Origin of the sequence: Microbacterium aurum, from assembly GCF_016907815.1 — a bacterium.
In the GTDB taxonomy this organism is placed as follows: Bacteria; Actinomycetota; Actinomycetes; order Actinomycetales; family Microbacteriaceae; genus Microbacterium; species Microbacterium aurum.
This window is the reverse complement of the sequence record NZ_JAFBCQ010000001.1, coordinates 718,590-742,942: the sequence shown is the minus strand read 5'-3', so window position 1 is coordinate 742,942 and position 24,353 is coordinate 718,590. Positions and strand designations below refer to the sequence as shown.

At 72.1% G+C, this 24,353-nt stretch carries 27 protein-coding genes; 16 read left to right on the top strand and 11 right to left on the bottom strand.

Features of this window, described 5'->3' with window-relative positions; genetic code table 11:
- Positions 1–33: 33 nt before the first annotated feature.
- Positions 34–1,836, bottom strand: coding sequence for a lipase family protein (locus JOD60_RS03735; RefSeq protein WP_076688684.1), 1,803 nt, complete (start codon positions 1,834–1,836; stop codon positions 34–36).
- Positions 1,837–1,930: 94 nt separating this feature from the next.
- On the opposite strand from JOD60_RS03735, the gene JOD60_RS03730 reads away from it, so the two are divergent.
- Together JOD60_RS03730 and JOD60_RS03725 are read left to right on the top strand one after the other, a co-directional pair.
- Positions 1,931–3,250: an MATE family efflux transporter gene (locus tag JOD60_RS03730; protein WP_076688682.1), complete on the top strand. Its 1,320-nt coding sequence runs from the start codon at positions 1,931–1,933 to the stop codon at positions 3,248–3,250.
- A gap of 117 nt (positions 3,251–3,367) precedes the next feature.
- The gene (locus JOD60_RS03725; RefSeq protein ID WP_076688680.1) at positions 3,368–3,571 is read left to right on the top strand and encodes a hypothetical protein; all 204 of its coding nucleotides are present in this window, start codon (positions 3,368–3,370) and stop codon (positions 3,569–3,571) included.
- Positions 3,572–3,577: 6 nt separating this feature from the next.
- Here the strand turns inward: JOD60_RS03725 and JOD60_RS03720 are convergent, their stop codons facing one another.
- Positions 3,578–4,228 (bottom strand): TrmH family RNA methyltransferase, encoded by a 651-nt coding sequence (locus JOD60_RS03720; protein ID WP_232321680.1) that lies wholly within the window; start codon positions 4,226–4,228, stop codon positions 3,578–3,580.
- A gap of 283 nt (positions 4,229–4,511) precedes the next feature.
- Here JOD60_RS03720 and JOD60_RS03715 point away from each other — a divergent pair, with 283 nt between their 5' ends.
- Both JOD60_RS03715 and JOD60_RS03710 read left to right on the top strand, forming a co-directional pair.
- On the top strand, positions 4,512–5,792 hold the full coding sequence (locus tag JOD60_RS03715; RefSeq protein ID WP_076688678.1) for an Nramp family divalent metal transporter: 1,281 nt from the start codon (positions 4,512–4,514) through the stop codon (positions 5,790–5,792).
- A gap of 23 nt (positions 5,793–5,815) precedes the next feature.
- A complete protein-coding gene (locus JOD60_RS03710; protein WP_076688676.1) occupies positions 5,816–6,460 on the top strand; it encodes a metal-dependent transcriptional regulator in 645 nt (214 codons plus the stop codon).
- Positions 6,461–6,649: 189 nt separating this feature from the next.
- Here JOD60_RS03710 and JOD60_RS03705 read toward each other — a convergent pair whose 3' ends face one another.
- Entirely contained in the window at positions 6,650–7,156 is a 507-nt protein-coding gene (locus JOD60_RS03705) for a VIT1/CCC1 transporter family protein (RefSeq protein ID WP_076688674.1), read from the bottom strand.
- 25 nt (positions 7,157–7,181) lie between these two features.
- Positions 7,182–8,144: an SDR family NAD(P)-dependent oxidoreductase gene (locus JOD60_RS03700; RefSeq protein ID WP_076688672.1), complete on the bottom strand. Its 963-nt coding sequence runs from the start codon at positions 8,142–8,144 to the stop codon at positions 7,182–7,184.
- Positions 8,145–8,205: 61 nt separating this feature from the next.
- Between JOD60_RS03700 and JOD60_RS03695 the strand changes: the two genes are divergently transcribed.
- Together JOD60_RS03695 and JOD60_RS03690 are read left to right on the top strand one after the other, a co-directional pair.
- Entirely contained in the window at positions 8,206–9,015 is an 810-nt protein-coding gene (locus JOD60_RS03695; protein ID WP_076688670.1) for an HAD-IIA family hydrolase, read from the top strand.
- Positions 9,016–9,127: 112 nt separating this feature from the next.
- Positions 9,128–9,307: a hypothetical protein gene (locus JOD60_RS03690; RefSeq protein WP_232321679.1), complete on the top strand. Its 180-nt coding sequence runs from the start codon at positions 9,128–9,130 to the stop codon at positions 9,305–9,307.
- An 11-nt stretch (positions 9,308–9,318) separates the two neighbouring features.
- Here the strand turns inward: JOD60_RS03690 and pyrE are convergent, their stop codons facing one another.
- On the bottom strand, positions 9,319–9,894 hold the full coding sequence (pyrE, locus tag JOD60_RS03685) for an orotate phosphoribosyltransferase (RefSeq protein WP_076688666.1): 576 nt from the start codon (positions 9,892–9,894) through the stop codon (positions 9,319–9,321).
- A 139-nt stretch (positions 9,895–10,033) separates the two neighbouring features.
- Between pyrE and JOD60_RS03680 the strand changes: the two genes are divergently transcribed.
- Both JOD60_RS03680 and pntB read left to right on the top strand, forming a co-directional pair.
- On the top strand, positions 10,034–11,602 hold the full coding sequence (locus JOD60_RS03680; RefSeq protein ID WP_076688664.1) for a Re/Si-specific NAD(P)(+) transhydrogenase subunit alpha: 1,569 nt from the start codon (positions 10,034–10,036) through the stop codon (positions 11,600–11,602).
- Positions 11,599–13,038 (top strand): Re/Si-specific NAD(P)(+) transhydrogenase subunit beta, encoded by a 1,440-nt coding sequence (gene pntB, locus JOD60_RS03675; protein WP_076688662.1) that lies wholly within the window; start codon positions 11,599–11,601, stop codon positions 13,036–13,038. The genes JOD60_RS03680 and pntB overlap by 4 nt, the downstream gene beginning before the upstream one ends.
- Positions 13,039–13,045: 7 nt before the next feature.
- On the opposite strand, the gene JOD60_RS03670 is transcribed toward pntB, so the two are convergent.
- Together JOD60_RS03670 and JOD60_RS03665 are read right to left on the bottom strand one after the other, a co-directional pair.
- The gene (locus tag JOD60_RS03670) at positions 13,046–13,411 is read right to left on the bottom strand and encodes a type II toxin-antitoxin system PemK/MazF family toxin (RefSeq protein WP_198159107.1); all 366 of its coding nucleotides are present in this window, start codon (positions 13,409–13,411) and stop codon (positions 13,046–13,048) included.
- Positions 13,408–13,635, bottom strand: a complete 228-nt coding sequence (locus JOD60_RS03665) for a ribbon-helix-helix domain-containing protein (RefSeq protein ID WP_076688660.1) — start codon at positions 13,633–13,635, stop codon at positions 13,408–13,410. The genes JOD60_RS03670 and JOD60_RS03665 overlap by 4 nt, the downstream gene beginning before the upstream one ends.
- A gap of 90 nt (positions 13,636–13,725) precedes the next feature.
- On the opposite strand from JOD60_RS03665, the gene JOD60_RS03660 reads away from it, so the two are divergent.
- Together JOD60_RS03660 and JOD60_RS03655 are read left to right on the top strand one after the other, a co-directional pair.
- Complete coding sequence (locus JOD60_RS03660) at positions 13,726–15,078, top strand: D-alanyl-D-alanine carboxypeptidase family protein (RefSeq protein WP_076688658.1); 1,353 nt, start codon at positions 13,726–13,728, stop codon at positions 15,076–15,078.
- Between the two features lie 39 nt (positions 15,079–15,117).
- The gene (locus tag JOD60_RS03655) at positions 15,118–15,957 is read left to right on the top strand and encodes an exodeoxyribonuclease III (protein ID WP_076688656.1); all 840 of its coding nucleotides are present in this window, start codon (positions 15,118–15,120) and stop codon (positions 15,955–15,957) included.
- 15 nt (positions 15,958–15,972) lie between these two features.
- Here the strand turns inward: JOD60_RS03655 and JOD60_RS16990 are convergent, their stop codons facing one another.
- Together JOD60_RS16990 and JOD60_RS03650 are read right to left on the bottom strand one after the other, a co-directional pair.
- Positions 15,973–16,107, bottom strand: a complete 135-nt coding sequence (locus JOD60_RS16990; protein ID WP_269746946.1) for a hypothetical protein — start codon at positions 16,105–16,107, stop codon at positions 15,973–15,975.
- Between the two features lie 135 nt (positions 16,108–16,242).
- Complete coding sequence (locus JOD60_RS03650; RefSeq protein WP_076688654.1) at positions 16,243–16,824, bottom strand: NADPH-dependent FMN reductase; 582 nt, start codon at positions 16,822–16,824, stop codon at positions 16,243–16,245.
- A 157-nt stretch (positions 16,825–16,981) separates the two neighbouring features.
- Between JOD60_RS03650 and JOD60_RS03645 the strand changes: the two genes are divergently transcribed.
- Genes JOD60_RS03645 through JOD60_RS03635 form a run of 3 tightly spaced genes read left to right on the top strand, consistent with a single transcriptional unit; the run spans position 16,982 to position 19,490 of the window.
- Positions 16,982–17,479, top strand: coding sequence for a septum formation family protein (locus JOD60_RS03645; protein WP_076688652.1), 498 nt, complete (start codon positions 16,982–16,984; stop codon positions 17,477–17,479).
- Positions 17,480–17,538: 59 nt separating this feature from the next.
- Positions 17,539–18,831, top strand: coding sequence for a sensor histidine kinase (locus tag JOD60_RS03640; RefSeq protein WP_076688650.1), 1,293 nt, complete (start codon positions 17,539–17,541; stop codon positions 18,829–18,831).
- Positions 18,828–19,490, top strand: a complete 663-nt coding sequence (locus JOD60_RS03635; RefSeq protein WP_076688648.1) for a response regulator — start codon at positions 18,828–18,830, stop codon at positions 19,488–19,490. Before JOD60_RS03640 ends, JOD60_RS03635 begins: the two co-directional genes overlap by 4 nt.
- Before the next feature lie 70 nt (positions 19,491–19,560).
- Here the strand turns inward: JOD60_RS03635 and JOD60_RS03630 are convergent, their stop codons facing one another.
- Positions 19,561–20,928 (bottom strand): glycosyltransferase family protein, encoded by a 1,368-nt coding sequence (locus tag JOD60_RS03630; RefSeq protein WP_232321678.1) that lies wholly within the window; start codon positions 20,926–20,928, stop codon positions 19,561–19,563.
- 197 nt (positions 20,929–21,125) lie between these two features.
- Here JOD60_RS03630 and JOD60_RS03625 point away from each other — a divergent pair, with 197 nt between their 5' ends.
- On the top strand, positions 21,126–22,010 hold the full coding sequence (locus JOD60_RS03625) for an ABC transporter ATP-binding protein (RefSeq protein WP_076688646.1): 885 nt from the start codon (positions 21,126–21,128) through the stop codon (positions 22,008–22,010).
- On the top strand, positions 22,007–23,095 hold the full coding sequence (locus tag JOD60_RS03620) for an ABC transporter permease (RefSeq protein ID WP_076688644.1): 1,089 nt from the start codon (positions 22,007–22,009) through the stop codon (positions 23,093–23,095). The genes JOD60_RS03625 and JOD60_RS03620 overlap by 4 nt, the downstream gene beginning before the upstream one ends.
- Before the next feature lie 45 nt (positions 23,096–23,140).
- Here JOD60_RS03620 and rraA read toward each other — a convergent pair whose 3' ends face one another.
- A complete protein-coding gene (gene rraA / locus JOD60_RS03615) occupies positions 23,141–23,617 on the bottom strand; it encodes a ribonuclease E activity regulator RraA (protein WP_084201874.1) in 477 nt (158 codons plus the stop codon).
- Positions 23,618–23,727: 110 nt separating this feature from the next.
- Here rraA and JOD60_RS03610 point away from each other — a divergent pair, with 110 nt between their 5' ends.
- Positions 23,728–24,309 (top strand): nitroreductase family protein, encoded by a 582-nt coding sequence (locus tag JOD60_RS03610; RefSeq protein ID WP_076688642.1) that lies wholly within the window; start codon positions 23,728–23,730, stop codon positions 24,307–24,309.
- Positions 24,310–24,353: the final 44 nt, after the last annotated feature.

Here is a 24,353-nt window from a genome sequence, read left to right as displayed (position 1 = left end):
CCGATCCGGCCGAGCCCGCCGGTCACGTCGAGGTCACTTCTCGGTCACCGTGCAGCCGAGGCCCGCGTCCGTCGCGGCGAAGCGGCCGCGTGTCCATTCGAGCAGGTCGGCCGCCAGCGGCGAGTAGCCCTCCATGACCTGGGCGTGCTGGAAACCGGCATAGCGGCGGTAGTCCACGCGCTGGCCCGCTTCGCACATCCGCGCGACGAAGTCGTCCTGCACGCTCGGCAGCACGATCGAGTCGGCCGCTCCCTGCCCGACCAGCACGGGCGGGCCGATGAGAGTCGGGGCGGCATTCGCGCGCAGCGCCGCACCGAGCGGGCCGGTGGTCGGGTCCTCGGCGAACACGTCGGGATCCTGCGTCGTGCCGAGCACCGCGAGGATCGACAGCGCCATATCGGGGTCGGTGAGGCAGCGCTGCGCCATCGACCGGACGAACGTCTGTGCACCCGGGCGGACATAGCGGTCGTACGTGACATCGGGCGCGATCGCGGAGTAGGCGGCGAACGCGTACGACGCGAAGATGCTGCCCCCGGTGACGTCGTCGACGTGCTTCACGATCGTGGGCAGGTCGCTCGCGGGGGCGAGCGCCGCGACGCCGCGCACCCACACCTCCGGCGCGTACGTCTGGGCGAGCGCCCCCGCCCACAGCGCCGCGTGACCGCCCTGCGAGTGGCCCCAGATGACGGTGCGGCGGTCGAGCCGCGCCTCGTCGAGCTGCCGGGCCGCGCGGACGGCGTCGAGCGACGCGTACGCGCTGGGCTTTCCGAACAGGTACGGGTGCGGCCCCTGGGTGCCGAGGCCGATGTAATCCGTCGCGACGATCGCCCACCCCTCCGCGATGACCTTGCGGGGGAAGTACAGCGCGCCGGCCCAGAATGGGCGCTCCTGCAGCGACGGCGCGCAGTGCTGCGCGTATCCCGTGGTGCCGTGATTCCAGTCGATGACCGGCCACCGGGTGTCCTCGTCGCCGCCGCGCGGCGTGACGACGAGGCCGCTGGCGACCCGCACCTTCCCGTCGACGCCGGTGGTCGTGTACAGGATGCGCCAGCCCTGCGCGTCGGCGGGGACCTCGCGCGTGAACTCCTCGGCCCGGATCAGCTGCCCCGGTTCGTCGGGGATGTCGCGGGGCGCGGCGTAGAACTCGTCGACGACCGTCGACCCCTCCCGCAGCGGCGCGGTCACCAGCACGGTCACGACGGCGAGCGCCACCGATCCGACCGCCATGACGGTGCGTCCCCAGCGGCGGCGCGGCGCGGCATCCGTCTGGTCCTTCCCGGCATCGCGACGGCGGCGGATCGCCGTCCACAGGTCGGTCACGCCCCGCATGATCAGCCACGACCCGAACACCACGGCGACGACGAGCAGCGTGATGTCGGGCCACCCCAGCGCGAGCACGCCGAAGATGATGCCGGTCGCCCCGAACGCCGCATCCGCGATGCGCGCGTCCCAGCCGCGGCCGCGTCGGAACGCGCCGACGATCCCGGCGGCGCCGTTGACGAGCAGCAGGATGCCGGTGATCACGGCGACGGCGCGCACGGTCAGCGCGGGCCACAGCAGCACGAAGACCCCCACGCCGACCCAGCCGGCCGCCAGGAGGTAGCGCCACCAGCGACGGCTGCCCTCCTCGGGACGGCTCGTCGCCTCGACCACGCCGGTGAGCACCATACCGCCGCCGAGCAGTAGGGCGAGCACGTCGAGGGCCGTGGTCGGCCGGATGACGATGACGGCGCCGAGCACGAGGGTCACCAGCGCCAGGGCGACGCGCAACCACTCCGGCATGCCGGCGTGCACCCTCCCCAGCGGGAGGCGGTGCAGGATGCTGGTGCGCGCCATCCCTCCAGGCTAGGACGCGTGCGGGCGTGCGCGTCGCGTCCGCGCCGTGCGCGGGTTCGGGAGGAGCGTGCGCGCCAGCCCATAGGCTCGGATCATGCCGGCGCCCACCCTCAACCGCGAGATCCTGCGGTTGGCGGTCCCGGCGCTCGGCGCCCTGATCGCCGAGCCGATGTTCCTCATCGTCGACTCCGCGCTCGTGGGCCATCTCGGGGTGGTGCCCCTGGCAGGGCTCGGAATCGCGTCGGCGGTGCTGCAGACGATCGTCGGGCTGATGGTGTTCCTCGCCTACTCGACGACCCCCGCCGTCGCGCGGCGCTTCGGAGCGGGCGACCACACCAGTGCCGTGGGCGCGGGCGTCGACGGGCTGTGGCTCGCGCTCGGGCTCGGCGCCGTGCTGGCCGTCGCGGGGACGCTGTTGACCCCGTGGCTCGTGGGGCTGTTCGGCGCCCCCGCCGACGTCGCCGAACAGGCCGTGATCTACCTGCAGCTGTCGATGTGGGGCCTGCCCGCCATGCTCATCGTGTTCGCCGCGACGGGGCTGCTGCGCGGGATGCAGGACACCGTGACGCCGCTGTGGATCGCGGGAATCGGCTTCGGGCTGAACGCCGTGCTGAACACACTGTTCATCTACGGGTTCGGCTGGGGCATTGCCGGTTCGGCGGCGGGCACCGTCGTCGCGCAGTGGGCGATGGTCGGCGCCTACGCGTGGGTGGTGGGCGCGCTGGCGCGGCGGCACGCGGCATCCGTCCGCCCGCAGCGCGAGGGCCTACGGGGATCGGCGCGGTCCGGCGGATGGCTGTTCCTGCGGACCGTGTCGCTGCGGGCGGCGCTCCTGGCAACGGTGTTCGTCGCGACGGCCCTCGGCACCGACGAGCTCGCCGGCTGGCAGGTCGCGTTCACGATCTTCTCCACGGCCGCGTTCGCCCTCGACGCGCTCGCGATCGCGGCGCAGGCCCTCATCGGACGCGGGCTCGGCGCGCAGGACGAGCCCTTCGTCCGGCGCGTCCTCGGTCGCACCGTCGCGTGGGGCGCATGGTTCGGCGTGGTCGTCGGCGCCGCGATCGCGGCGCTGTCCGGCGTCATCGGCCTCGTCTTCACGGGTGATGCCGCGGTCGCCGCACTCGTGCAGCCGGCCCTCCTCGCCCTCGCGGTGGCGCAGCCCGTGTGCGGTGTCGTGTTCGTGCTCGACGGCGTGCTGATGGGCGCCGGCGACGTCCGCTACCTCGCGATCGCCGGCGGCCTGAACCTGGTGCCCTACCTCCCGGCGCTGGTAGCGGTGTGGCTGCTGCATCCGACGGGAGCCGTAGGCCTCTTGTGGCTCGCGGTCTGCTTCTTCGGGGTCTACATGCTCGCGCGGCTCGCGACGCTCGGCTGGCGGGTGCGCCGCCCGGACTGGCTGACCGCAGGCGCCTGATCTTCTCCCCAGGCAGCAAGTCGCGCGATCTCTCCACAGATCGACGGCCGGCTCGCACAGCGGTCGCCTACCCGTGACATCGTGGGGGCCTGAAGTCACAATGGAGGTGTGTTGACCATGACGGAGCCGCAGGTGTGGACGCTGATCGGCGTGTTCAGTGCGCTCATGTTCAGCATGCTGGGCATCGTCTCCACACTCTTCATCCGCGTCGTGCGCACCGAGATCGGACGGCTCGAAATGAAGATGGACGTGCGCCTCGACAACCTCGACCGCGACGTGCAGGCGCTCATGCGCCACACCTTCGGCATCGATCGCGACTGATCGCGACTACGCCCAGCGGCGGCACCACTCGTACATGACGACCGCGGCCGCGGCGCTCGCGTTGATCGAGCGCGTCGAGCCGTACTGGGTGATCTCGACGACGCCGGATGCCGCGGCCACCGCCTCCGGAGATAGCCCCGGACCCTCCTGCCCGAACAGCAGCGCGCACCGCTCCGGGAGTTCCGCCCGGTCGAGCGCAACCGACCCGGCGACGTTGTCGACCGCGATGATCGGGATGCCGGCATCCTGCGCCCAGGCGGTGAACGCCGCGACGTCCTCGTGGTGCCGCACGTGCTGGTAGCGGTCGGTGACCATCGCCCCGCGACGATTCCAGCGGCGCCGGCCGATGATGTGCACCTCGGCGGCGCCGAAGGCGTTGGCGCTGCGGACGATCGAGCCGATGTTCATGTCGTGCTGCCAGTTCTCGATCGCGACGTGGAACGCGTGGCGGTGCTGGTCGAGATCGGCGACGATCGCGTCCATTGTCCAGTACCGATAGCGGTCGATGACGTTGCGCCGGTCCCCCGCGGCGAGCAGCTCCCGGTTGTAGCGCGGGTCGTCGGGCCACGCCTCGGGGCCGCCCGGCCAGGGTCCCACCCCGACCGGCAGCTCGGGCTCCGCCTGCCGCTCGTCCGTCTCGCCCCCGTGCAGCACCACCCCGCAAGGCTATCCCCGCCCCGATCCCGCCCGCGCGCGGCGCCGCGCCCCGCGCGCTTCCCGCGCGCCGCCCCGCGCCGCGCCCCGCCCCGCGCGCTTCCCGCGCCCCGCGCCCGCCCGCTTCCCGCGCGCGCCGCGCCCGCGCGCCCGCGCCCCGTGCCGAAAGCAGGCTGAACCGGCACTGGCGCCGGCTGAGAGCGCCCGCCGCGACGATCGAGCCTGCTTTTCGCACGCGTGACGCATCTTTCGGCACGCCGAAAAATCCCCTGGTACAGTTTTCGGCATGCCGAAAACGGATGCCGCGACGACGACGCCCACCCCCGCGACGCCCGCCCCGCCGCGTCGGCGCGCGGCGTGGCTGCTCGGCCCGGCCCTCGTCGCGGGCGTCGCCTACCTCGACCCCGGCAACGTCGCGAGCAACATGACCGCGGGTGCGCGCTTCGGCTACCTCCTCGTCTGGGTCGTCGTCCTCGGCAACACGATGGCCTGGCTGATCCAGTACCTGTCGGCGAAGCTCGGCATCGTGACCGGGCAGAGCCTCGCCGAGACGCTGGGCACCCGCATCCGCAGCCGCTGGGGCCGCCGTGCGTACTGGCTGCAGGCGGAGCTCGTCGCGATGGCCACCGACATTGCGGAGGTCATCGGCGGCGCCGTCGCGCTGTGGCTCCTGTTCGGTGTGCCTCTGCCGGTCGGCGGTCTCATCACGGGAGGGGTGTCCATCGCGCTGCTGCTCATCCAGCAGCGACGCGGCGCGCGCGCGTTCGAGTTCGTCGTCATCGGGCTGCTCGCCGTCATCGCGCTGGGATTCTCGTACGGCGTGTTCATCGCGCCGCCGGATGCCGCGGGCATCGCGGCCGGTCTCCTCCCCCGCTTCGACGGTGCCGAGTCGGTGCTGCTGGCGGCATCCATCCTCGGCGCGACGATCATGCCGCACGCGATCTACGCGCACAGCGCGCTCGCCCGCGACCGGTTCACCGCGCCCGGCGCGCACGCCGCCGACCGCGCCGCGGGCACGTCGCGGCTGCTGCGCGCCACCCGCTGGGACGTCACCATCGCGCTCGTCATCGCCGGCACCGTGAACCTCTGCATCCTGCTGCTGGCCGCCGCGAACCTCGCCGGCGCTCCCGGCACCGACAGCCTCGAGGGCGCCTACCACGCGCTGCAGTCGGGCCTCGGCGCGGTGGTGGCGACCCTGTTCGCGGTCGGCCTGCTCGCGAGCGGACTGGCCAGCACCGCCGTCGGCGCGTACGCCGGCGCCGAGATCATGCAGGGGCTCTTGCGGGTGCGGGTGCCGCTCCTCGCACGGCGCCTGGTCACTCTCGTCCCCGCGGTCGCCCTGCTGGCCGCCGGCGTCGACCCGACGTGGGCGCTCATCCTCAGCCAGGTCGTGCTGAGCTTCGGCATCCCCTTCGCGCTCATTCCGCTGGTCGCACTGACGGCGCGCGCGAGCGTGCTCGGAGCACATCGCAACCGGTGGTGGACGACGGCGGCGGGAGTGGTCGCCGCGGCGTTCCTCGTCGCGCTGAACGGCGTGCTGCTGTGGCTGGTGCTGTCGGGGGCATAGGCTGCGCCGGATACCCTGGCTCCGTGGCCGGAAACTCCGTCGCGATCGACGACTACCTGAAGACGATCTACCACCACACCGAGTGGCAGAACGACCCGATCACCCCGTCACAGCTCGCCGGGGAGCTCTCGCTCGCCCCGTCGACGGTGACCGAGATGGTGCAGAAGCTCGCCGCGCAGGGTCTCGTTTCACACCGCCCCTACGGCCCGGTCTCCCTGACCGATGCCGGACGGCTGCGCGCGGCATCCATCATCCGCCGGCATCGGCTCATCGAGACGTGGCTCGTGCGGGAGTTCGGCTACGCCTGGGACGAGGTGCACGACGAGGCCGAGGTGCTCGAGCACACGATCAGCGACCGCCTGCTGGCGGGGATCGATGCGCGGCTGGGCCACCCCCGGTTCGATCCTCACGGCGACGCGATCCCGGATGCCGACGGCGCCGTCGACCGCGCCCCGTTCGTCCTCCTGGCGGCCGCGCACATCGGTCACAGCGGCCGGGTGCTGCGGGTCAGCGACCGCGACCCGGCGTTGCTGCGGGCGCTCGAGGGGCACGGCATCGACGTCGGCCACACCCTGGTCGTCGCCGGCCGAGATGCCGTGCGCGTCGACGGCGGCGCGACCGTGGAGCTGCCCGCCGGCGCCGCCGACGCCGTGTGGCTCACCGTCTGAGCACCCCGCGGCATCCCCCGCCCTCGTCGGCGAGCAGAACAGGTGGCGCAATCGACCACCTCGGCCTCGCGGAGGCCGCCGCTCGCGCCCCCTTTTCCTTTGGGAGGTCGCCGTTTGCGCCCCTCTTCTTCGGGGAGGTCCGCAGAACGCGACCCCGGCCAGGTCAGAAGAGCGCGAGCCCGCGAGGGGTCAGAAGAACGCGAGCCCGGCGACGTAGCTGACCCCCATCGTGCCGAGGCCCACGACGAGCGTCCGCACGAGCACACGCCGCAGCATGAGGTGTCCCGCCCGCGCGGCGACCAGCGACGTCAGCACCAGGGAAAGCACGACGGCCAAGACGATCGCCGTCGTCTCGATCGCGACCGGCGCGAGCCACGTGATCAGCAACGGCACCGCCGCTCCGAGCGCGAACGCGATCCCGGCGGCGACCCCCGACCAGATGGGCGCCGCCTCGGCCATGATCTCGTCGATGCCGTGCTCCGCGTCGAGCTGCGCCGCGAGCGCGTCGTGGGCGGTGAGCTCCTCCGCCACCCGGCGCGCGGTCTCGGGTGTCAGCCCCTTGGCCTCCCAGTGCGCGGCGAGCTCATCGATCTCGCCGCTGAGGTCGCGGTCGAGTTCGGCCCGCTCCTGCTCGGCGATGACCAGCTGAGCCTCGCGCTCGGCCGCAGCCGCTGCCATACCCGCAGCCGCTGCCATACCCGCGGCGCGCCCGGCGCCGCACTCATGGCCGGCGGGCGCGGCGGGTCTTCGCCGCCTTCAGGTACGGCCACGGCGCCCCGACCGCGTGCTCGCAGTAGTTCCACAGCCGTGCCGCGATCTCCTCGTCGCGGGTGATGCGACCCGCCGTCGACAGCTTCGGTGCGCCGCTGACGATGCGCGACGGCCCCCAGAACTGCCCGCCGTCGGCATCCGGGTCCACGAGGGCACGCACGAGCGACCACGCCCCCCGCTCCTTGGACTGCGTGATCGGCGCCTGCAGGTTGTCGCCGAAGCGCTGGAGACGCGAGGGCTCGTTGACGCCGAGGATGCCGCGGGTGCGGCCGCTGATCGAGTAGCCCGGATGGGCGACGAGGCTCGCGATGGGCACACTCGCGGCGCGCAGCCGCCGGTCGGCCTCGAAGCCGAGCGCCGTCGTGGCCACCTTGGACTGTACGTACGCGCGCCAGGGCGTGTAGCCGTTCTCGAGCTCGGGGTCGATCGGGTCGTACGCCCACATCGACGTCGACATCGAGCCGACCCACACCATACGGCCGCGGCCCGCCGCGAGCGGCAGCAGCAGCTCGCCGGCGAGGGCGTAGTGGCCGAGCGCGTTCGTCGCGAACACGACCTCGTGCCCGTCGGCCGTCGTCTGCCGATGCCGCGGCGGGTGGACGATGCCGGCGTTCAGCAGCAGTCCGTGCAGTCCCGCCCGCCCGCGGACCGTCGCGGCGGCGGCGCGCACCGACCCCAGGTTGCTCGTGTCGAGCAGCAGCGTCGTGACGTCGGCATCCTTCGCGCCCCGCAGCACCGCCGCCCGCGCGGCGGCCAGCCGATTGGGGTTGCGTCCCGTCATGATGACGTGCGCGCCGGCGCCGGCCAGCTGCAGCGAGGAGAAGAACCCGAGGCCCGCTGTGGAGCCCGTGACGAGGTAGCGCCGACCGTTGAGGTCGGGCAGGCGCTCGGGGTCCCAGTCGTCGCGTGACACATGGTCGACACTAGAGCCGCGGGCCGCCGTTCGGCTGGCGACTCCCCGGTAGACTGGCCGCATGCGGACACGCGCCGATATCGAGTGCTGGCTCACGGACATGGACGGCGTTCTCGTCCACGAGAACAAGCCCATCCCGGGAGCCGCCGACCTGCTCGCGCAGTGGCGGGATGCCGGGATCCCGTTCCTCGTGCTGACGAACAACCCCTTCTACACGCCGCGGGACCTCAGCGCCCGGCTGCGGATCTCGGGCCTCGAGGTCCCCGAGGACCGCATCTGGACCTCGGCGCTCGCGACGGCGGAGTTCCTGCGGTCGCAGCATCCCGGCGGCACGGCGTTCGTCATCGGCGAGGCCGGCCTGACGACGGCGCTGCACGAGGCCGGGTACGTCATGACCGAGACGCAGCCGGATTACGTCGTCATCGGCGAGACGCGCAACTACTCGTTCGACCGCATCACCCAGGCGATCCGCTTCATCAACGCCGGCGCGCGGTTCATCATCACGAACCCGGATGCCACGGGCCCGACCCCCTCGGGAATCGTCCCGGCGACGGGGTCGTTCGCGGCGCTCATCACCCACGCGACCGGCAAGGCGCCGTACGTCGTCGGCAAGCCCAACCCGATGATGTTCCGCTCGGCGATGAACCGGATCGGCGCGCACTCGGAGAACACCGGCATGATCGGCGACCGCATGGACACCGACGTCGTGGCGGGCATCGAGGCCGGTCTGCACACGATCCTGGTGCGCACCGGCATCTCCGACGACGCCGAGATCGAGCGGTATCCGTTCCGCCCGGACGAGATCCTCGATTCGGTGGCCGACCTCGTGACCGCCGAGCCGGTCGAGTCGGAGATGCCGGAGGGGCTGTGAACGCCTTCGAGCAGACGCTGCTGCTGGTGACGTCCGCCCTCATGATCCTGACGACGCTCGTCGTCGTCATCGTGCAGTACGTCCGCGGGCGCGGCCGCCGCGGGGGCCGCTGATGGCGCTCTTCCTCGTCGTGACGGCGTTCGCGCTGCTCATCGCCGCGCTCGTGCTGTTCCTGCGCGGCCGCCGGGATGCCCCGCAGGGCACGCCGCTGCCGAACGGCCGCGGGATCGCACTGCTCACGGTTGTCGGGCTCGTCCTCGCCCTGGCATCGCAGCTGCCCGTCTTCCGCTGACCCGCCCCGGGTTACTGCGGCGCGAGGCCCAGGTCGTCGAGGTCGATGATCGAGCGCCAGGTGAAGCCGGCGGCCTCGACGGCGGCCTGCGCGCCGGTCTTGCGGTCGACGACGGTGACGACCGCGACGACATCGGCCCCGGCCGCGCGTGCGACCTCGGCGGCCTTCAGGGGCGACTGCCCCGTGGTGGAGGTGTCCTCGACGATCACGACGCGCTTGCCGGCGACCTCGGCGCCCTCGATCTGGCGGCCGCGGCCGTGATCCTTGGGCTCCTTGCGGACGACGAACGCGTCGACGGGGGTGCCTGACGCGACCGACGCGTGCAGCACGGCGTTCGCGATCGGGTCGGCGCCGAGGGTGAGACCCCCGACGGCGTCGACCTCGAGGTCGCGCACGAGATCGAGCACGAGCCGCCCGATCGCGGGCGCCGCGCGGTGGTCGAGGGTGAGCTTGCGCATGTCGACGTAGTACGTCGCCTTCTTGCCGCTGGACAGCGTGAAATCGCCGTGAAACACCGCCTCCTCGCCGATCAGGGCGATGAGGTCCTGGCGCTGTGCTTCGAGCTCGGGCGTGGAGGCGACGGTCATGCCCAGCAGTCTACGGACGCCCCGCCGCCGTTTTTCACGCGCCGTCCGCCGCCGACGCGCACGGTGTGGCCCTAGAGTCGGGAACGTCGCCGGCGCCCGAGCCGCGGCATCCGTCGCCCGCCGCGAACCGAGGAGCACCATGGCCCGCATCGGCATCGTCACCGAGTTGCCCGGCGAGACGCGGGTGGCCGCGTCGCCGACCACGGTGGGCCGCATCGCCAGGCTCGGCTACGACGTCGTCGTGCAAGCCGGCGCCGGCGAGCGCTCGTCGTTCCCGGATGCCGAGTACATCGCCGCCGGCGCGACCATCGCCGATCGCGACACCGCGTGGGCCGCCGATGTCGTCCTGAAGGTCGCGGTGCCGACCGCCGACGAGATCGCGCTCCTGCAGCCGGGGGCAACCATCGTGGGCTTGCTGAGTCCTGCCCTGCGGCCCGATCTGCTGGCCGCGCTCGCGGCGCGCGGCGTCACGGCGCTGGCCCTCGACGCCGTCCCGCGCATCTCGCGCGCCCAATCGATGGACGTCCTCTCCTCGATGGCGAACATCGCCGGCTACCGCGCCGTCGTCGAGGCCGCCAACGCGTTCGGCCGCTTCTTCACCGGGCAGGTCACGGCGGCCGGCAAGGTGCCGCCGGCGAAGGTGCTCGTGGCGGGCGCCGGGGTCGCGGGACTCGCGGCGATCGGCGCGGCATCCTCGCTCGGCGCGATCGTCCGCGCGACCGATCCGCGCCCGGAGGTCGCCGACCAGGTCGCCTCGATCGGCGGCAGCTACCTGCCCGTCGCCGTGCCGGACGAAGCCAAGGAGGTCTCGGCCGACGGATACGCGAAGGCCACGAGCGCCGCCTACGACGCCGCGGCCGCGCAGCTCTACCGGGACCAGGCCGCCGACGTCGACATCATCATCACGACGGCGCTCATCCCGGGCCGTCCCGCGCCCCGCCTCATCACCGCCGCCGATGTGGCCGCCATGAAGCCGGGCAGCGTCATCGTCGACATGGCGGCGGGCCTCGGCCAGGACGGCCAGGGCGGCAACGTCGAGGGCTCGGTCGCCGGCGAGAAGGTCGTGACGGCGAACGGCGTCACGATCCTCGGGTACACCGACCTCGCGGGCCGCCTCCCGCAGCAGGCCTCCCAGCTGTACGGCACGAACCTGCTGAACCTGCTCACCCTGCTGACCCCCGGAAAGGACGGCGTGCTCGTCATCGACGAGACCGACGTCGTCCAGCGCGCCGTCACCGTCGTGCGTCAGGGCGAGGTGACGTGGCCACCCCCGCCGGTGCAGGTGTCGGCGGCGCCGGCGCCCGTGGCGGATGCCGCGGCATCCTCGTCGGCACCGGCACCACGGCAGGGCCTGTCGACCCGCACGAAGTCCGTCCTCACCGGCGTCGGCATCGCCGCGCTGTTCCTCGTCTGCACGTTCGCACCCGCGCCGCTGCCGCAGCACGTCCTCGTGCTGACGCTCTCGGTCGTCATCGGGTTCTACGTCATCGGCAAGGTCGCCCACGCGCTGCACACGCCGCTCATGAGCATCACCAACGCGATCAGCGGCATCATCATCGTCGGCGCCATGTCGCAGATCATCGTGCCCGACCCGCTCGTCCAGGTGCTCGCCGCCGTCGCGGTGCTGCTGGCATCCATCAACATCTTCGGCGGCTTCGCCGTCACCCGGCGCATGCTCGCCATGTTCCAGAAGGGCGATCAGAAGTGACCGACGCGTACTTCGGAGATCTCGGCGGCCTCGTCCTCGCGCAGTCCATCGCCACCGCGGCATATATCGTCGCGGCGCTGCTGTTCATCCTCGCCCTCGCCGGGCTCAGCAAGCAGGAATCGGCCCGCCGCGGCATCGTCTACGGCATCGCGGGCATGACGATCGCGCTCGTCGCGACCCTCGTCCTCGTGGTCGCGAGCGGCATGCTGCTCACGAGCGGCGCCACCCTCGGCCTGACCCTCCTCGTCGTCGCCATCCTCGTCGGCGGCGCGATCGGCCTGTGGCGGGCACGGGTGGTCGAGATGACCGGCATGCCCGAGCTCATCGCGCTGCTGCACTCCTTCGTGGGCCTCGCAGCCGTGCTCGTCGGATGGAACGGCCACCTCTACGCGGAGGGCATCGCCCCGGAACTGGTCGGCATCCACCACGCCGAGGTCTTCATCGGCGTCTTCATCGGCGCGGTCACCTTCACCGGGTCGATCGTGGCGTTCCTCAAGCTCTCCGCGCGGATGAGCTCGCGCCCGCTCATGCTGCCGGGCAAGAACCTGCTCAACGTCGGCGCGCTCGTGCTGTTCGTCGCGCTCACGGTCTGGTACGTCATCACGCCCGAGCTGTGGCTGCTGATCGTCGTCACCCTGCTCGCACTGGCACTCGGCTGGCACCTCGTCGCCTCGATCGGCGGCGGCGACATGCCCGTCGTCGTCTCGATGCTCAACAGCTACTCCGGCTGGGCGGCCGCCGCGGCGGGCTTCCTGCTGAACAACGACCTGCTGATCGTCACGGGTGCCCTCGTCGGCTCATCGGGTGCGTACCTGTCGTACATCATGTGCAAGGCCATGAACCGGTCGTTCCTGTCGGTCATCGCGGGCGGATTCGGCATCGAGGCGCCGCGCACCGGCGACGAGGAGCAGGGCGAGATCCACGAGACGGATGCCGGGGCGGTCGCGTCCCTGCTGCGCGATGCCCGCTCTGTCATCATCACCCCCGGCTACGGCATGGCCGTCGCGCAGGCGCAGTACCCGGTCGCCGACCTCACGAAGCGGCTGCGCGAGCGCGGCGTGACGGTGCGCTTCGGCATCCACCCCGTCGCGGGACGGCTTCCCGGCCACATGAACGTGCTGCTGGCCGAGGCGAAGGTGCCCTATGACATCGTGCTGGAACTCGACGAGATCAATCAGGACTTCGCCGAGGCCGACGTCGTGCTGGTGATCGGCGCGAACGACACCGTCAACCCCGCCGCGGCCGAGGATCCCGGCTCGCCCATCGCCGGCATGCCGGTGCTGCACGTGTGGGAGGCGCGGAACGTCGTCGTGTTCAAGCGGTCGATGGCCTCGGGGTACGCCGGTGTGCAGAATCCGCTGTTCTTCCGCGAGAACACCCGCATGCTGTTCGGGGATGCGAAGGAGCGGGTGGAGGACATCCTGCGCGCGCTGTAGCCCGCCTCTACAGCGCGAGGTGCAGGCGCAACGCGTCGTCGAGGGCACCCATGAGCTCGGCGGGCACCCAGCCCGCGACTGCGGAGATGCGGCGCACCGAGATCGCCCGGACCTGCTCGGCTTGCGCTTTGCTGTCGCGACTCAGACCTGTGCCGGATGCCGGGAGCAGCACCTGGAAGTCGAAGACCCGCTCGGTGTTCGACGTGAGCGGGACGACGGTCACGACGCCGCCGGTGCGCATCGCTGCCGCATTCGCGACGTTGTTGCTCACCACGACGACAGGCCGCGTGCGCGCGGCTTCGCTCCCTGCCGCGGGGTCGAGGTCTGCCAGCACGATCTGACCTCGCCGCAGCGACGGCACCGGCGTGTTCATGCGACGCCGTCAGCGGTCACGCCGTCCCACAGCGGCGCGTCGGCGTCGGCGTTCCATTCGCCGTAGGCCGCGGCATAGGCGTCTTCGAGCGCGCTCTCGCGCAGCAGTCGGACCGCCGCCTGCACCGCCGCCGACCGGCTGCGGAACCGCCCCGCGACGGCCTGACTGTCGAGATATGCCAGGTCGTCGCTGCTCAGGCTGAGACTGACTTTGGTGAACGACATGCCGTGATACTACTTCCTTGCTACCGCCATTGCTACTCTTCTCTCGCCGAACGCCGGGGACGCGCACGGGAGCGTGCGAGGATCGGAGGCATGGAGACGCACGACGACGAGCTGACGTCGTTCGCCGATCTCCTCGACTCCGCGGATGCCGACGCCCCGGCGCCGGTCATCGATCCCGCCGAGCGGGCCCGCCGTCGCCGTCGGCGACTCCGGGCGGGGATCACGACCGCGGTCGTCGCGCTCGTGCTCCTGGGTCTGGCGGGAGGATACGCCGCCTACGCCCTGACCACCCCGGTCGCGCTCCCCGCCGCGGAGACCCGCACGCCGCAGCCGACGGCGGGCGCCCCGGCGTCGCTGGCGATGCCCGCCGGCGCGTCGGCGGTGCAGGTCTCCGGCGGGACGGACTTCCTGGGCGTCGACGGGCTGGCCGCGGCATCCGGCGCCCCGGGCCCGCTCCCGATGGCGAGCATCACGAAGCTCGTGACCGCGCTCGTCGTGCTCGACGCGCATCCGCTGTCCGGCCCCGACGACCCCGGACCCGTCCTGACCTTCAGCAAAGCCGACCACGCGCTGTACGACCAGTACTACGTGCGGGGCGCGACGATCGCCGCCATGCCGACCGGCAGCACGATGAGCCTGCACGACGCCCTGGAGCTCATGCTCGTCGTCTCGGCCAGCAATTACGCCGACGCCGTCTCGACGTGGGCCTTCGGCTCCCGCGGCGCGTTCGTGCGCGCGACGGACGCCTGGCTGGATCGCAACGGGCTGGGACGCATCACGGTGGTCGAGCCGACGGGCATCGACCCCCGCAACACCGCCACTGCCGCCGACCTCATCACGCTCGGCACCATCGCGATGAGCAACGAGACGATCGCCGGGATCGTGGGGATGACCACGCTCGACGTGCCCGGCTTCACCGGCAGCAACACGAACTCGCTGCTCGGCACCGACGGGGTCCGCGGCATCAAGACCGGGACGCTCGAGGGGTCGAACCTGCTGTTCTCGTCGCTGCTCGACGTCGGCATCGACGAACCGCTGACGATCACCGGCGCGGTGCTCGGCGGCCGGGACCGCGACAGCGTCAACAGCGACGTCGAGCGGATGCTGGGGAGCATCCGCTCCGGCTTCCACGCCGTCTCGCTCGCCCGCCGCGGCGAGGTGTATGGCAGCTACGAGACGCCGTGGGGAGCCGAGGCGCAGATGGTGGTCGCAGCGGATGCCGCGGTGCTGACGTGGTCGGACACACCCATCACCGCCGAGATGACCACGAGCCCGCTGACCACCGGGCGCGCCGGCGAGAAGGTGGGGACGATCACGTGGACGGCCGGGCCGCGCACCCTGTCGACCGACCTCGTGCTCGACGCCGACATCGCGATGCCCGACGACTGGTGGCGTCTCACCCACCCGCTCGAACTCGACGGCCCGCTGGCGGGCCGGGGGTAGCGGCGCGCGCTGTCGGCGGCGGCGAATACTCTGGATGCCATGCGTGTGGCCACCTGGAACGTCAACTCGATCCGTGCCCGCGTCGTCCGCACCGTCGACTTCGCCGTGCGCGAGGACATCGACGTGCTGGCGATGCAGGAGATCAAGTGCAAGCCCGAGCAGTTCCCGTACGCCGAGTTCGAGGCGGCGGGCTACACCGTCGAGGCGCACGGCCTGAACCAGTGGAACGGCGTCGCGATCGCGAGCCGCACGCCGATCGAGAACCTGCAGATCGGCTTTCCCGGCATGCCGGGCTTCGCGAAGGGTCATGACGGGCCCGACGCCCCGCAGGAGGCCCGCGCGATGGGCGCGACCGTCGGGGGCGTCGAGGTGTGGAGCCTGTATGTGCCGAACGGCCGCGGCCTCGACGACCCGCACTACCGCTACAAGCTCGACTGGCTCGAGGCGCTGCGGGGGTACACGTCCGACACCCTCGCCGCGAACCCCGACCTGGCCCTCGCCCTGACCGGCGACTTCAACATCGCCCCGACCGACGCCGACAACGGCGATCCCACCGTGATCGAGGGCGTGACGACGCACGTCTCGGCGCCCGAGCGCGCCGCCTTCCAGTCGCTGCTCGACGCGGGCCTGCACGACACGGTGCGCCCGCTCGTGCCGACCGGGTACACGTACTGGGACTACAAGCAGCTGCGCTTCCCCCGCAACGAGGGCATGCGCATCGACTTCATCCTCGGATCGCACGCGTTCGCCGACGCGGTGGTCGCGGCATCCATCCATCGCGACGAGCGCAAGGGCGAGATCCCGAGCGACCACGTGCCCGTCGTCGTCGACCTCGACCTCGAAGGTCCCGACGACGACGACCGCCCGATGATCTTCTGACGCGACGCCGCGGCCTCAGGCCGCGCTCGCCCGGCCGTCGACGGCGTCGAGCCCTGTCGCGGAGCGCCACGCGATGAGCGTGGTCCCGAGGGCGGATGCCGCGAACACCGCCGCCAGCAGCGCCCAACCACGTCTGCCGCGGGGCAGCACCTGCGCGCGCTGCGCGCGGCCGGCCTCGTCTCGTCGACGCGATACGGCCGGTCGGTGCTGTACCTGCGCAGCGAGCTCGGCAACGCACTCGTGCCGCCGGCGCCGGGCGCCTGAGCCCGGCGTGGCGTCAGCGGCTCATGACGCGCCCGGCGCCCAGCGCCCGATCAGGTCGTGCAGCTGCCGCAGGAACCCGGTGAGGAACTCCCGCGTGCCCGCGTTCGCGAACCCGCCGTCGCCGTCGAAGAACTCATCGCCGACGCGGATGTACGCCTCGGGCACACCGACCAGCGGTGCACCGAGCGCCGAGAGGATCGCCTTCAGGTGGTTCTGCGCGACGGCCGTGGAGATCATGCCCTTCGTCGCGCCGGTGACGGCGACGGGCTTGCCCGCCAGCGAGCTCTTGCCGGTGGGGCGGCTCGCCCAGTCGACGGCGTTCTTCAGCACCGCGGGGATCGACCGGTTGTACTCCGGCGTGATGATCAGCAGCCCGTCGGCGCTCTCCACCGCGCGCTTAAAGGCCCAGCCGTCGTCGGGGAAGTCCGTGTCGTACTGCGTGCCGTAGAACGGCAGGTGCGCGATCGGGATGTCGCGGAACTCCAGCCCGGCGTCGGGTCCCAGCGCGATCAGCGCGTCGGCGAACCTGCGGTTGAGCGAGGGTTCGGACACCGACCCCACGATCACCCCTACGGTGTAGACCTTCTCGTCTGTGTCGGTCATCGTGACTCCCTCGTGCGTTCGGTGCGGTGCGTGAGTGCGGTGCGGTAGGTGGTCGTTCGGTGTCATCCTGCCAAAGCGCACCGGCATCCCCAAGGGTCTTGACGCGCCCATCGGTCTCATAGGATTCACCAAGAGAGCCGCACGACGAGGGGACGAGATGAAGAAGGCACGCCTGGCGACACTGGCCGCGCTGCTGCTGGCGGGGACGGTGGCCCTCACCGGCTGCTCGCAGCTGATGGGGCTGATCGCCGACAACCCGCCCGTGCGCGACGCAGACACGTCCGAGATCACCGAGGGCGGCGACCTCGACGTCTTCACCCTGAGCGTCGGCGACTGCTTCGACGACCAGTCGGCGACCGAGGTGAGCGAGGTGCCGGTCGTGCCGTGCACGCAGCCGCACGACAACGAGGTCTTCCACGACTTCACGGTCGACGGCGAGGAGTTCGATCAGGCCACCATCGACGCGGCCGCCGAGGAGAACTGCGGCGGTCAGTTCGACGTGTTCACCGGCATCGCGTACGACCAGTCCGTCCTCGACTGGAGCACGCTCGCGCCCACCCCGGGCAGCTGGGAGCAGGGCGACCGCCTCGTCTCGTGCATCATCTACGAGTACGGCGTGCGGACCGTCGGGACGCTCGCCGGCGCGCAGCGCTGAGCGCTCGGCTCCGTCGTGCGGGGGATGCCGCGGCATCCGCCCCCGCCTACGTTGGAATCATGAGCGAGCACGTCACCGGGCGCACCGTCACCGCGGCGCAGCGCCGCAACGATCTGTGGCTGGCCGCCGGGCTGCTCGTCGGCGCCGTGATCAGCGCATGGCTCGGGCAGGTGGCCGGCCTCTACGGCGACGAGACACCGCCGTTCGCGTGGGCGCTCGTCTACGCCCCCGCCCTCACGCTGCCGCTGGCGCTGCGGCGCCGCTACCCGGAGGCCGTGCTGGTCACCGTCGCGCTGGCCTTCTTCGTCGGCGTGACCGCGCGCATCCCCGAGGTGTACGTCGGCAACGTCGCGCTGTTCATCGCGATGTACACCGTCGGCGCGTGGGTCGCCGACCGGCGCCGTGCGACGCTCGTGCGCCTGATCGTCATCGCCGCCATGTTCGTCTGGCTGCTCGTGACCATCTTCCAGGCGGCGACCGGCGAAGACGACGGGGGCCCGTCGCGGGCGGGGCTGTTCTCGCCGTTCGCGGCGTACATGCTGCTGCAGTTCCTCGTCAACGTCGCGTTCTTCGGCGGGGCGTACTTCTTCGGCGAGCGCGCGTGGGCCGGCGCCCGCTCCCGCGCGGTGCTCGAGGAGCGCACCGCCGACCTGGAGCGGGAGCGGGAGCTGACCGCCGCGCAGGCGGTGGCGCTCGATCGCGTGCGCATCGCCCGCGAACTGCACGACGTCGTCGCCCACCACGTGTCGGCGATGGGCGTGCAGGCGGGCGCGGCGCGCACCGTTCTCGACCGCGACCCCGCCGCCGCGCGCGCGGCGCTCGGGACGGTGGAGCACTCCGCCCGCGAGGCGCTCACCGAGCTGCGCCAGCTGCTGGAGACGCTGCGCACGCCCGACGCCGACACCCCGGTATCCTCCACCCTGAGCCTGCGCGCCCTTCCCGACCTCGTCGCCCACGCCGTCGACAACGGCCTGCCGACGACGTTCGCCGTGGTGGGCGAGCCCGTCGAGACGCCCGAGCTGGTGCAGGTGAACCTGTACCGCATCGCACAGGAGGCGCTCACGAACGCGCGCCGGCACGGCGGTCCGGATGCCGTCGCCGACGTGCGGCTGCGCTACGACGACGCCGGCGTCGAGCTGGAGGTCACCAACACCGGCCGTCCGATGGTCGCGGGGCGCGCGGGCCTCGGCATCGTCGGCATGCGGGAGCGGGCGGCCGCTTCGGGGGGCACGATCGAGGCGGGGCCGCGACCGCGGGGCGGCTTCCTGGTGCGGGTGCGGGTGCCGTCGGCATCCGGCACCGGCGAGGTTTCGCGCCGAGAGGGTGCCGTGAGCGCGGCGGTGCGCACATGAGCGTGCGGGTGCTGCTCGTCGACGACCACGCCGTCATGCGGGCCGGGTTCCGCATGATCCTGGATGCCGAGGACGACCTCATCGTCGTCGGCGAGGCCGGCAACGGCGCCGACGCGGTGGCGGCGGCATCCGCCCTGCGTCCTGACGCCATCTGCATGGACGTCCAGATGCCGGGCATGGACGGGCTCGAGGCGACCCGCCGCATCGTCGCCGACCCCGCGAGCACGGCCGCCGTCGTCGTGGTGACGACCTTCGACCGCGACGACTACCTGTTCCAGGCGCTGCAGGCCGGCGCGAGCGGATTCCTGCTCAAGAACGCCGGGCCCGAGGAGCTCGTCACCGCGGTGCGCGTCGCGGCCGCCGGCGACGGGCTGCTCGCCCCGGCGGTCACCAAGCGCGTGATCGAGCGGTTCGCGGCATCCGCTCCCCCGGACGCCCCCGCGGCGATGCCGCCCTCGCCCGCCGCGGCGCTGCTCACCGAGCGCGAGACCGAGGTGCTGCGGCTCTTGGCCGACGCGCGCAGCAACGCCGAGATCGCCACGGCGCTGTACATCGGCGAGGCGACCGTGAAGACGCACGTGTCGAACGTGCTGCAGAAGCTCGGCGCGCGCGACCGCGTCGCCGCGGTCGTCTACGCGCACCGCCACGGCCTGGCCTGACGCGCCCTGCGGGGTGGGCCTGGCCTGACGCGTGCTGCGGGGGCGAGGCGCCGGGCCCGACCCCCGGGCGTCAGCCGCGGGCGACGACCGGGATCGAGCCGGTCAGGGCGAGCCGCTCGCGCAGGGCGACGAGCGAGGTCTCGGGGCGCCACAGCGCGACGATGCTCCAGCCGAACAGGCCCACCACCAGCACGTTGCGCGCCAGCAGCACGGCCGCGGCAAGCGGGTGCGCGTCGATGAGCGGCAAGTACAACACCGGGAAGACGAGGGTCGTGAGGAAGCACACCATCGCCATCCACTCCGCGACCCGCGACCATGCGTGGCGGTCGATGACCAGCCCGACGGCGACGATCGGCGCCAGCCACAGCATGTACTGCGGCGAGCCGACCTTGTTGAAGACGATGAGCGCCGCCGTCAGCGCGAAGGCGCCGCGGAGGATCAGCCGCTGCTCGGCCAGGGGGGTGAGCGTGCCTTCGGTGAGAGCGCGACGCCGCGCCCGCCACAGCAGCACGAGGATGACGGCGAACGCGATCGGCATGAGCCACGTCACGAGCACGCCGGCGGCCTGCGCGCCGGGCCCCGCCACCTCACGCGTCGCGAGGACGTAGTTCTGCCGGATCTCAGCTCCCGGCATCCCGAGCACGGTCGCCCACACCCACGGCGTCGCGATCGGCGCCTCCAGCTGGAGCGAACGGTCACCCTGGATCGTGGCGAAGCTGAACAGGTTGTGCCCGCCGCCGAAGGCGATGACGACGCCGGCGATGGCGGCGCTGACGGCGAGCCCCCCGGCGATGATCCGCATCCGCAGCGACGAGATCGCGACAGCCGCGGCGGCGAGCGCCGCCGGCCAGACCTTGATCCAGGTCGCGGCGGCGATGAGCGCGCCCGCGAGGGCCGGCCGTCGCACGAGCCAGACGAGGGCCGCGATCGCCAGCGGCGCGGCGAAGCCCTCGAGCCGCAGCATCGACACCGGCGCGAGCAGCAGCTGCACGGCGAGCCAGTACCACGCGGCGACATAGCCCTTGCGGCGGCGGAGGTTTCCCGTCAGGGCCGCGATGGCGAGCCAGTTCGCGGCGACCATCAGCAGGAGCCACACGAGCTGGTAGGTCCAGGGGCCGAAGGCGATGGCCGCCATGATCGGCACGAGCGCGCCCGCGGGGTACACCCACGCCATGTCGATGACTGGCCAGTGCCCGTGCAGCGCCTGCTCCGCCCACAGCCGGTACAGCGGCAGGTCGCCCTCGGTGCCTCCGACGACGATGACGTGCAGCAGCCCGACGAAGTACAGCAGGTGCACGACGGCGAACCCGGTGATCAGACCCCGGCGGGTGAAGGCGAAGCGCACGGCGACCGGAAGGAATCTCTCCCATCGCTCGACCGCGCGGACACCCAGGCTCTTCACGCGCTGGGCGCGGGAGATCTCCGGAGCGCTCGTCACCTTTGCGAGTGTAGAGACGGCAGGCGGACGGCGGGTGGACACGACATTTCTGTTTCCTGTCAATTCACCGTGCGCTCATCCGGGCGACGGATGCCGCGTCGCGCGCAAACCCGTCCCACGGGGGAGGTCTGCGGCATCCGCTGCGCGTAGCGTCGGAGCATCGGCACGCGGTGCCGGTGGCCCTAGAGGAGGAGCGCATGCTCGAACTGTCCGGCATCACCAAGAGCTACGGCACCCATCGGGTGCTCGACGACGTCGGGTTCCACGTCGCCCCCGGGCGCCTGACCGGCTTCGTCGGCGGCAACGGCGCGGGAAAGACCACCACGATGCGGATCGTGCTGGGCGTCCTCGCGCGCGACGGCGGCACCGTCACCCTCGACGGCGCGCCGGTGACGGCGGCCGACCGCCGCCGATTCGGCTACATGCCCGAGGAGCGCGGCCTGTACCCGAAGATGCGGGTGCTCGACCACATCGTGTACCTCGCCCGTCTGCACGGCTTCGACCGCGCCGACGCGACGGCCCGCGCGGAGGCGCTGCTGGTCGAGCTGGGGCTCGGCGAGCGCCTGCAGGACAACATCGAGACGCTGTCGCTGGGCAACCAGCAGCGCGCGCAGATCGCCGCCGCGCTCGTCCACGACCCCGAGGTGCTGATCCTCGACGAGCCGTTCTCGGGCCTTGATCCCCTCGCCGTCGACGTCGTCGCGGGCGTGCTGCAGAGCCGCGCCGCCGCGGGGGCGGCCGTGCTGTTCTCGTCTCACCAGCTCGACGTCGTGGAGCGCCTGTGCGACGACCTCGTGATCATCGCCGGGGGCACGATCCGCGCCGCCGGGCGCCGCGACGACCTGCGCGCGCAACACGCCGGGCGCCGCTTCGAACTCCTCTCCGCCGGGGATCTGGGGTGGCTGCGTGACGCCCCCGGCATCGATGTCGTCGAGTTCGACGGCGGCTACGCCGTGTTCGACGCCGACACCGACGAGGCGGCGCAGGACGTGCTGCGTCGCGCCGTCGCGGCGGGCGCGGTCACGAGCTTCGCCCCCCGGCATCCCACCCTCGCCCAGATCTTCAAGGAGGTCATCCAGTGACCGTGCAGACCCCCTCCTTCGCCCAGAGCGTGTGGCTCGTCGCCGAGCGCGAGATCGGCTCGAAGCTGCGCAGCAAAGCGTTCCTCATCTCGTTCGGCATCCTGTTCGTGATCGCGCTGGCCGGCGTGATCTGGGCCGGATTCAGCGCGAACGACAACTCGACGACACCCGTCGCGGTCACCAGCGACGCCGCGCAGCACGTCGACGGCATCCCAGGGCTGGAGCTCACGACCGTCGCCGATCAGGCCGCCGCGGAGGCGCTCGTGAAGGACGGGACGGTGGATGCCGCGGTCGTCGGCGACGGCCAGCCGCCGCTCGGGTTCTCGGTGATCGTGGAATCCGACGTCCCCTCGAGCCTGCTGATGTCGCTGTCGCAGACCCCGAACGTGGTGGTGCTCGACCCCGCGAACGCGACGAACTGGATCGGCTACATCGCGGCGATCGGCTTCGGCGTCGTGTTCCTGTTCGCGGCGCAGACCTTCGGCGCGACGATCGCCCAGAGCGTCGTCGAGGAGAAGCAGACGCGCGTCGTGGAGCTGCTGATCTCGGCGATCCCGGCGCGGGCGCTGCTGGCGGGCAAGGTGATCGGCAACACGATCCTCGCGATGGGCCAGGTGGTCATCCTGGCGGCGATCGCGGTGGTCGGCCTCACGGTGACCGGGCAGACGGAGTTCCTGCAGGGCATCGGCGGTCCGATCGCGTGGTTCAGCGTGTTCTTCCTGTTCGGCTTCGTGCTGCTGGCGGCGCTGTTCGCCGCGGCGGCGGCGATGGTGTCGCGGCAGGAGGACATCGGGGCCACGACGACGCCGCTGATGTTCCTGATCCTCGCGCCGTACTTCCTGGTGATCTTCTTCTGGAACAACCCGACGGTCCTGACCGTGATGTCGTACGTGCCGTTCTCGGCCCCGGTGGGCATGCCGGTGCGGCTGTTCCTCGGTCAGGCGCAGTGGTGGGAGCCGCTGGTCTCGCTCGCGATCCTGCTGGTCTCGTGCGTCCTCGCGATCCTCGTCGGCGCGAAGATCTACGAGAACTCGCTGCTGCGGATGGGCGCCCGCGTCAAGCTCACCGAGGCGCTCGGGCGCTGAGCCGAAGACGCTGACCGGCCGCGCCGCGACACCGCGCGCGGCCGGTCAGCGCTCGACGCGCTCGACGAGTATGCCGTCGGCATCCGCCCACACGTGCGCGCCGGGTCGGAAGACGACACCGCCGATCTCCACGGGGACATCGACCTCGCCGATGCCGTCCTTGGCGCTCTTGCGCGGGTTCGAGCCGAGCGCCTTGACTCCGAGCGGCAGCGTCGCGATCGCCTCCCGGTCGCGGATCGCCCCGTGCACGATGATCCCGGCCCACCCCGCGGCGACCGCGGACGCCGCGATGAGGTCGCCCACGAGCGCCGACTCCAGCGACCCGCCGCCGTCGATGACGAGCACGGCGCCGTCGCCCGGCGTGGCGAGGATCTGCTTGACCAGCGCGTTGTCGCGGTGGCAGCGCACCGTGCGGACGGGCCCGTCGAACGCGACGCGTCCGCCGATGTCGTGCAGCTGCAGGGCGAGGGACTCCAGCGCGTCGCCGCGCTCGTCGTAGAGGTCGGCCGTGGCGATCGTCATGGCTGCCACGGTAGCCGGTGACGTCCAGCGGGAACACATCGCGGGTGCATACAGTTGCATCGACTGGGCCGAGGGCGTCCCGACCGCTGACATCGATCCGAGGAGACGCCATGAGCCTCACCACCGTGCACCCCGCCGACACCGACGCGCCCATCCTGGACGTGCTCGCCGAGCGCTGGAGCACCCGCATCTTCGACGCGCAGACGCCGATCGACGAAGACGCCCTCGCGAGCGCGCTCGAGGCCGCCCGCTGGGCGCCGTCGGCGAACAACACCCAGCCGTGGCGCTTCGTGGTCGCCCGCCGGGGCACCGACGCGCACGCCGCGCTCGTCGGCGCGCTCATGTGCTTCAACCAGTCGTGGGCGGCCGATGCCGGTGCGCTCGTGGTGTTCGCGGCGGCGGCGTCGCTCGACGGCAAGCCGCTGAACTGGGCGGTGTACGACACCGGCCAGGCGGCGGCGTACTTCACGGTGCAGGCGCACGCGTCGGGACTGCACACGCACCAGATGGGCGGCTTCGATCGCGCCGCGATCGGCGAGGCGTTCGGTTTCGGCGACGATCTCGCCGCCGTCACGGTCATGGCCGTCGGCGCGCTCGGGTCGCTCGCCGAGGCGCCCGAGGCCCTGCGCGAGCGCGAACTCGCGCCGCGCACCCGTCGCCCGATCGCGGACTCCCTCATCGCGAACGACTGACCGTCGCGCAAGCCCCCTCCGCATCCGGCGGGTTCCCGGTTACC

What these genes read in the sequence shown, in the direction of transcription:
- JOD60_RS03735 (WP_076688684.1), bottom strand. Translation starts at nt 1,836, where the DNA reads ATGGCGCGCACCAGCATCCTGCACCGCCTCCCGCTGGGGAGGGTGCAC.
- JOD60_RS03730 (WP_076688682.1), top strand. Translation starts at nt 1,931, where the DNA reads ATGCCGGCGCCCACCCTCAACCGCGAGATCCTGCGGTTGGCGGTCCCG.
- JOD60_RS03725 (WP_076688680.1), top strand. Translation starts at nt 3,368, where the DNA reads ATGACGGAGCCGCAGGTGTGGACGCTGATCGGCGTGTTCAGTGCGCTC.
- JOD60_RS03715 (WP_076688678.1), top strand. Translation starts at nt 4,512, where the DNA reads ATGCCGAAAACGGATGCCGCGACGACGACGCCCACCCCCGCGACGCCC.
- JOD60_RS03705 (WP_076688674.1), bottom strand. Translation starts at nt 7,156, where the DNA reads ATGGCAGCGGCTGCGGGTATGGCAGCGGCTGCGGCCGAGCGCGAGGCT.
- JOD60_RS03695 (WP_076688670.1), top strand. Translation starts at nt 8,206, where the DNA reads ATGCGGACACGCGCCGATATCGAGTGCTGGCTCACGGACATGGACGGC.
- JOD60_RS03690 (WP_232321679.1), top strand. Translation starts at nt 9,128, where the DNA reads ATGGCGCTCTTCCTCGTCGTGACGGCGTTCGCGCTGCTCATCGCCGCG.
- pyrE (WP_076688666.1), bottom strand. Translation starts at nt 9,894, where the DNA reads ATGACCGTCGCCTCCACGCCCGAGCTCGAAGCACAGCGCCAGGACCTC.
- JOD60_RS03680 (WP_076688664.1), top strand. Translation starts at nt 10,034, where the DNA reads ATGGCCCGCATCGGCATCGTCACCGAGTTGCCCGGCGAGACGCGGGTG.
- JOD60_RS03670 (WP_198159107.1), bottom strand. Translation starts at nt 13,411, where the DNA reads ATGAACACGCCGGTGCCGTCGCTGCGGCGAGGTCAGATCGTGCTGGCA.
- JOD60_RS03665 (WP_076688660.1), bottom strand. Translation starts at nt 13,635, where the DNA reads ATGTCGTTCACCAAAGTCAGTCTCAGCCTGAGCAGCGACGACCTGGCA.
- JOD60_RS03660 (WP_076688658.1), top strand. Translation starts at nt 13,726, where the DNA reads ATGGAGACGCACGACGACGAGCTGACGTCGTTCGCCGATCTCCTCGAC.
- JOD60_RS03655 (WP_076688656.1), top strand. Translation starts at nt 15,118, where the DNA reads ATGCGTGTGGCCACCTGGAACGTCAACTCGATCCGTGCCCGCGTCGTC.
- JOD60_RS03650 (WP_076688654.1), bottom strand. Translation starts at nt 16,824, where the DNA reads ATGACCGACACAGACGAGAAGGTCTACACCGTAGGGGTGATCGTGGGG.
- JOD60_RS03645 (WP_076688652.1), top strand. Translation starts at nt 16,982, where the DNA reads ATGAAGAAGGCACGCCTGGCGACACTGGCCGCGCTGCTGCTGGCGGGG.
- JOD60_RS03640 (WP_076688650.1), top strand. Translation starts at nt 17,539, where the DNA reads ATGAGCGAGCACGTCACCGGGCGCACCGTCACCGCGGCGCAGCGCCGC.
- JOD60_RS03635 (WP_076688648.1), top strand. Translation starts at nt 18,828, where the DNA reads ATGAGCGTGCGGGTGCTGCTCGTCGACGACCACGCCGTCATGCGGGCC.
- JOD60_RS03625 (WP_076688646.1), top strand. Translation starts at nt 21,126, where the DNA reads ATGCTCGAACTGTCCGGCATCACCAAGAGCTACGGCACCCATCGGGTG.
- rraA (WP_084201874.1), bottom strand. Translation starts at nt 23,617, where the DNA reads ATGACGATCGCCACGGCCGACCTCTACGACGAGCGCGGCGACGCGCTG.
- JOD60_RS03610 (WP_076688642.1), top strand. Translation starts at nt 23,728, where the DNA reads ATGAGCCTCACCACCGTGCACCCCGCCGACACCGACGCGCCCATCCTG.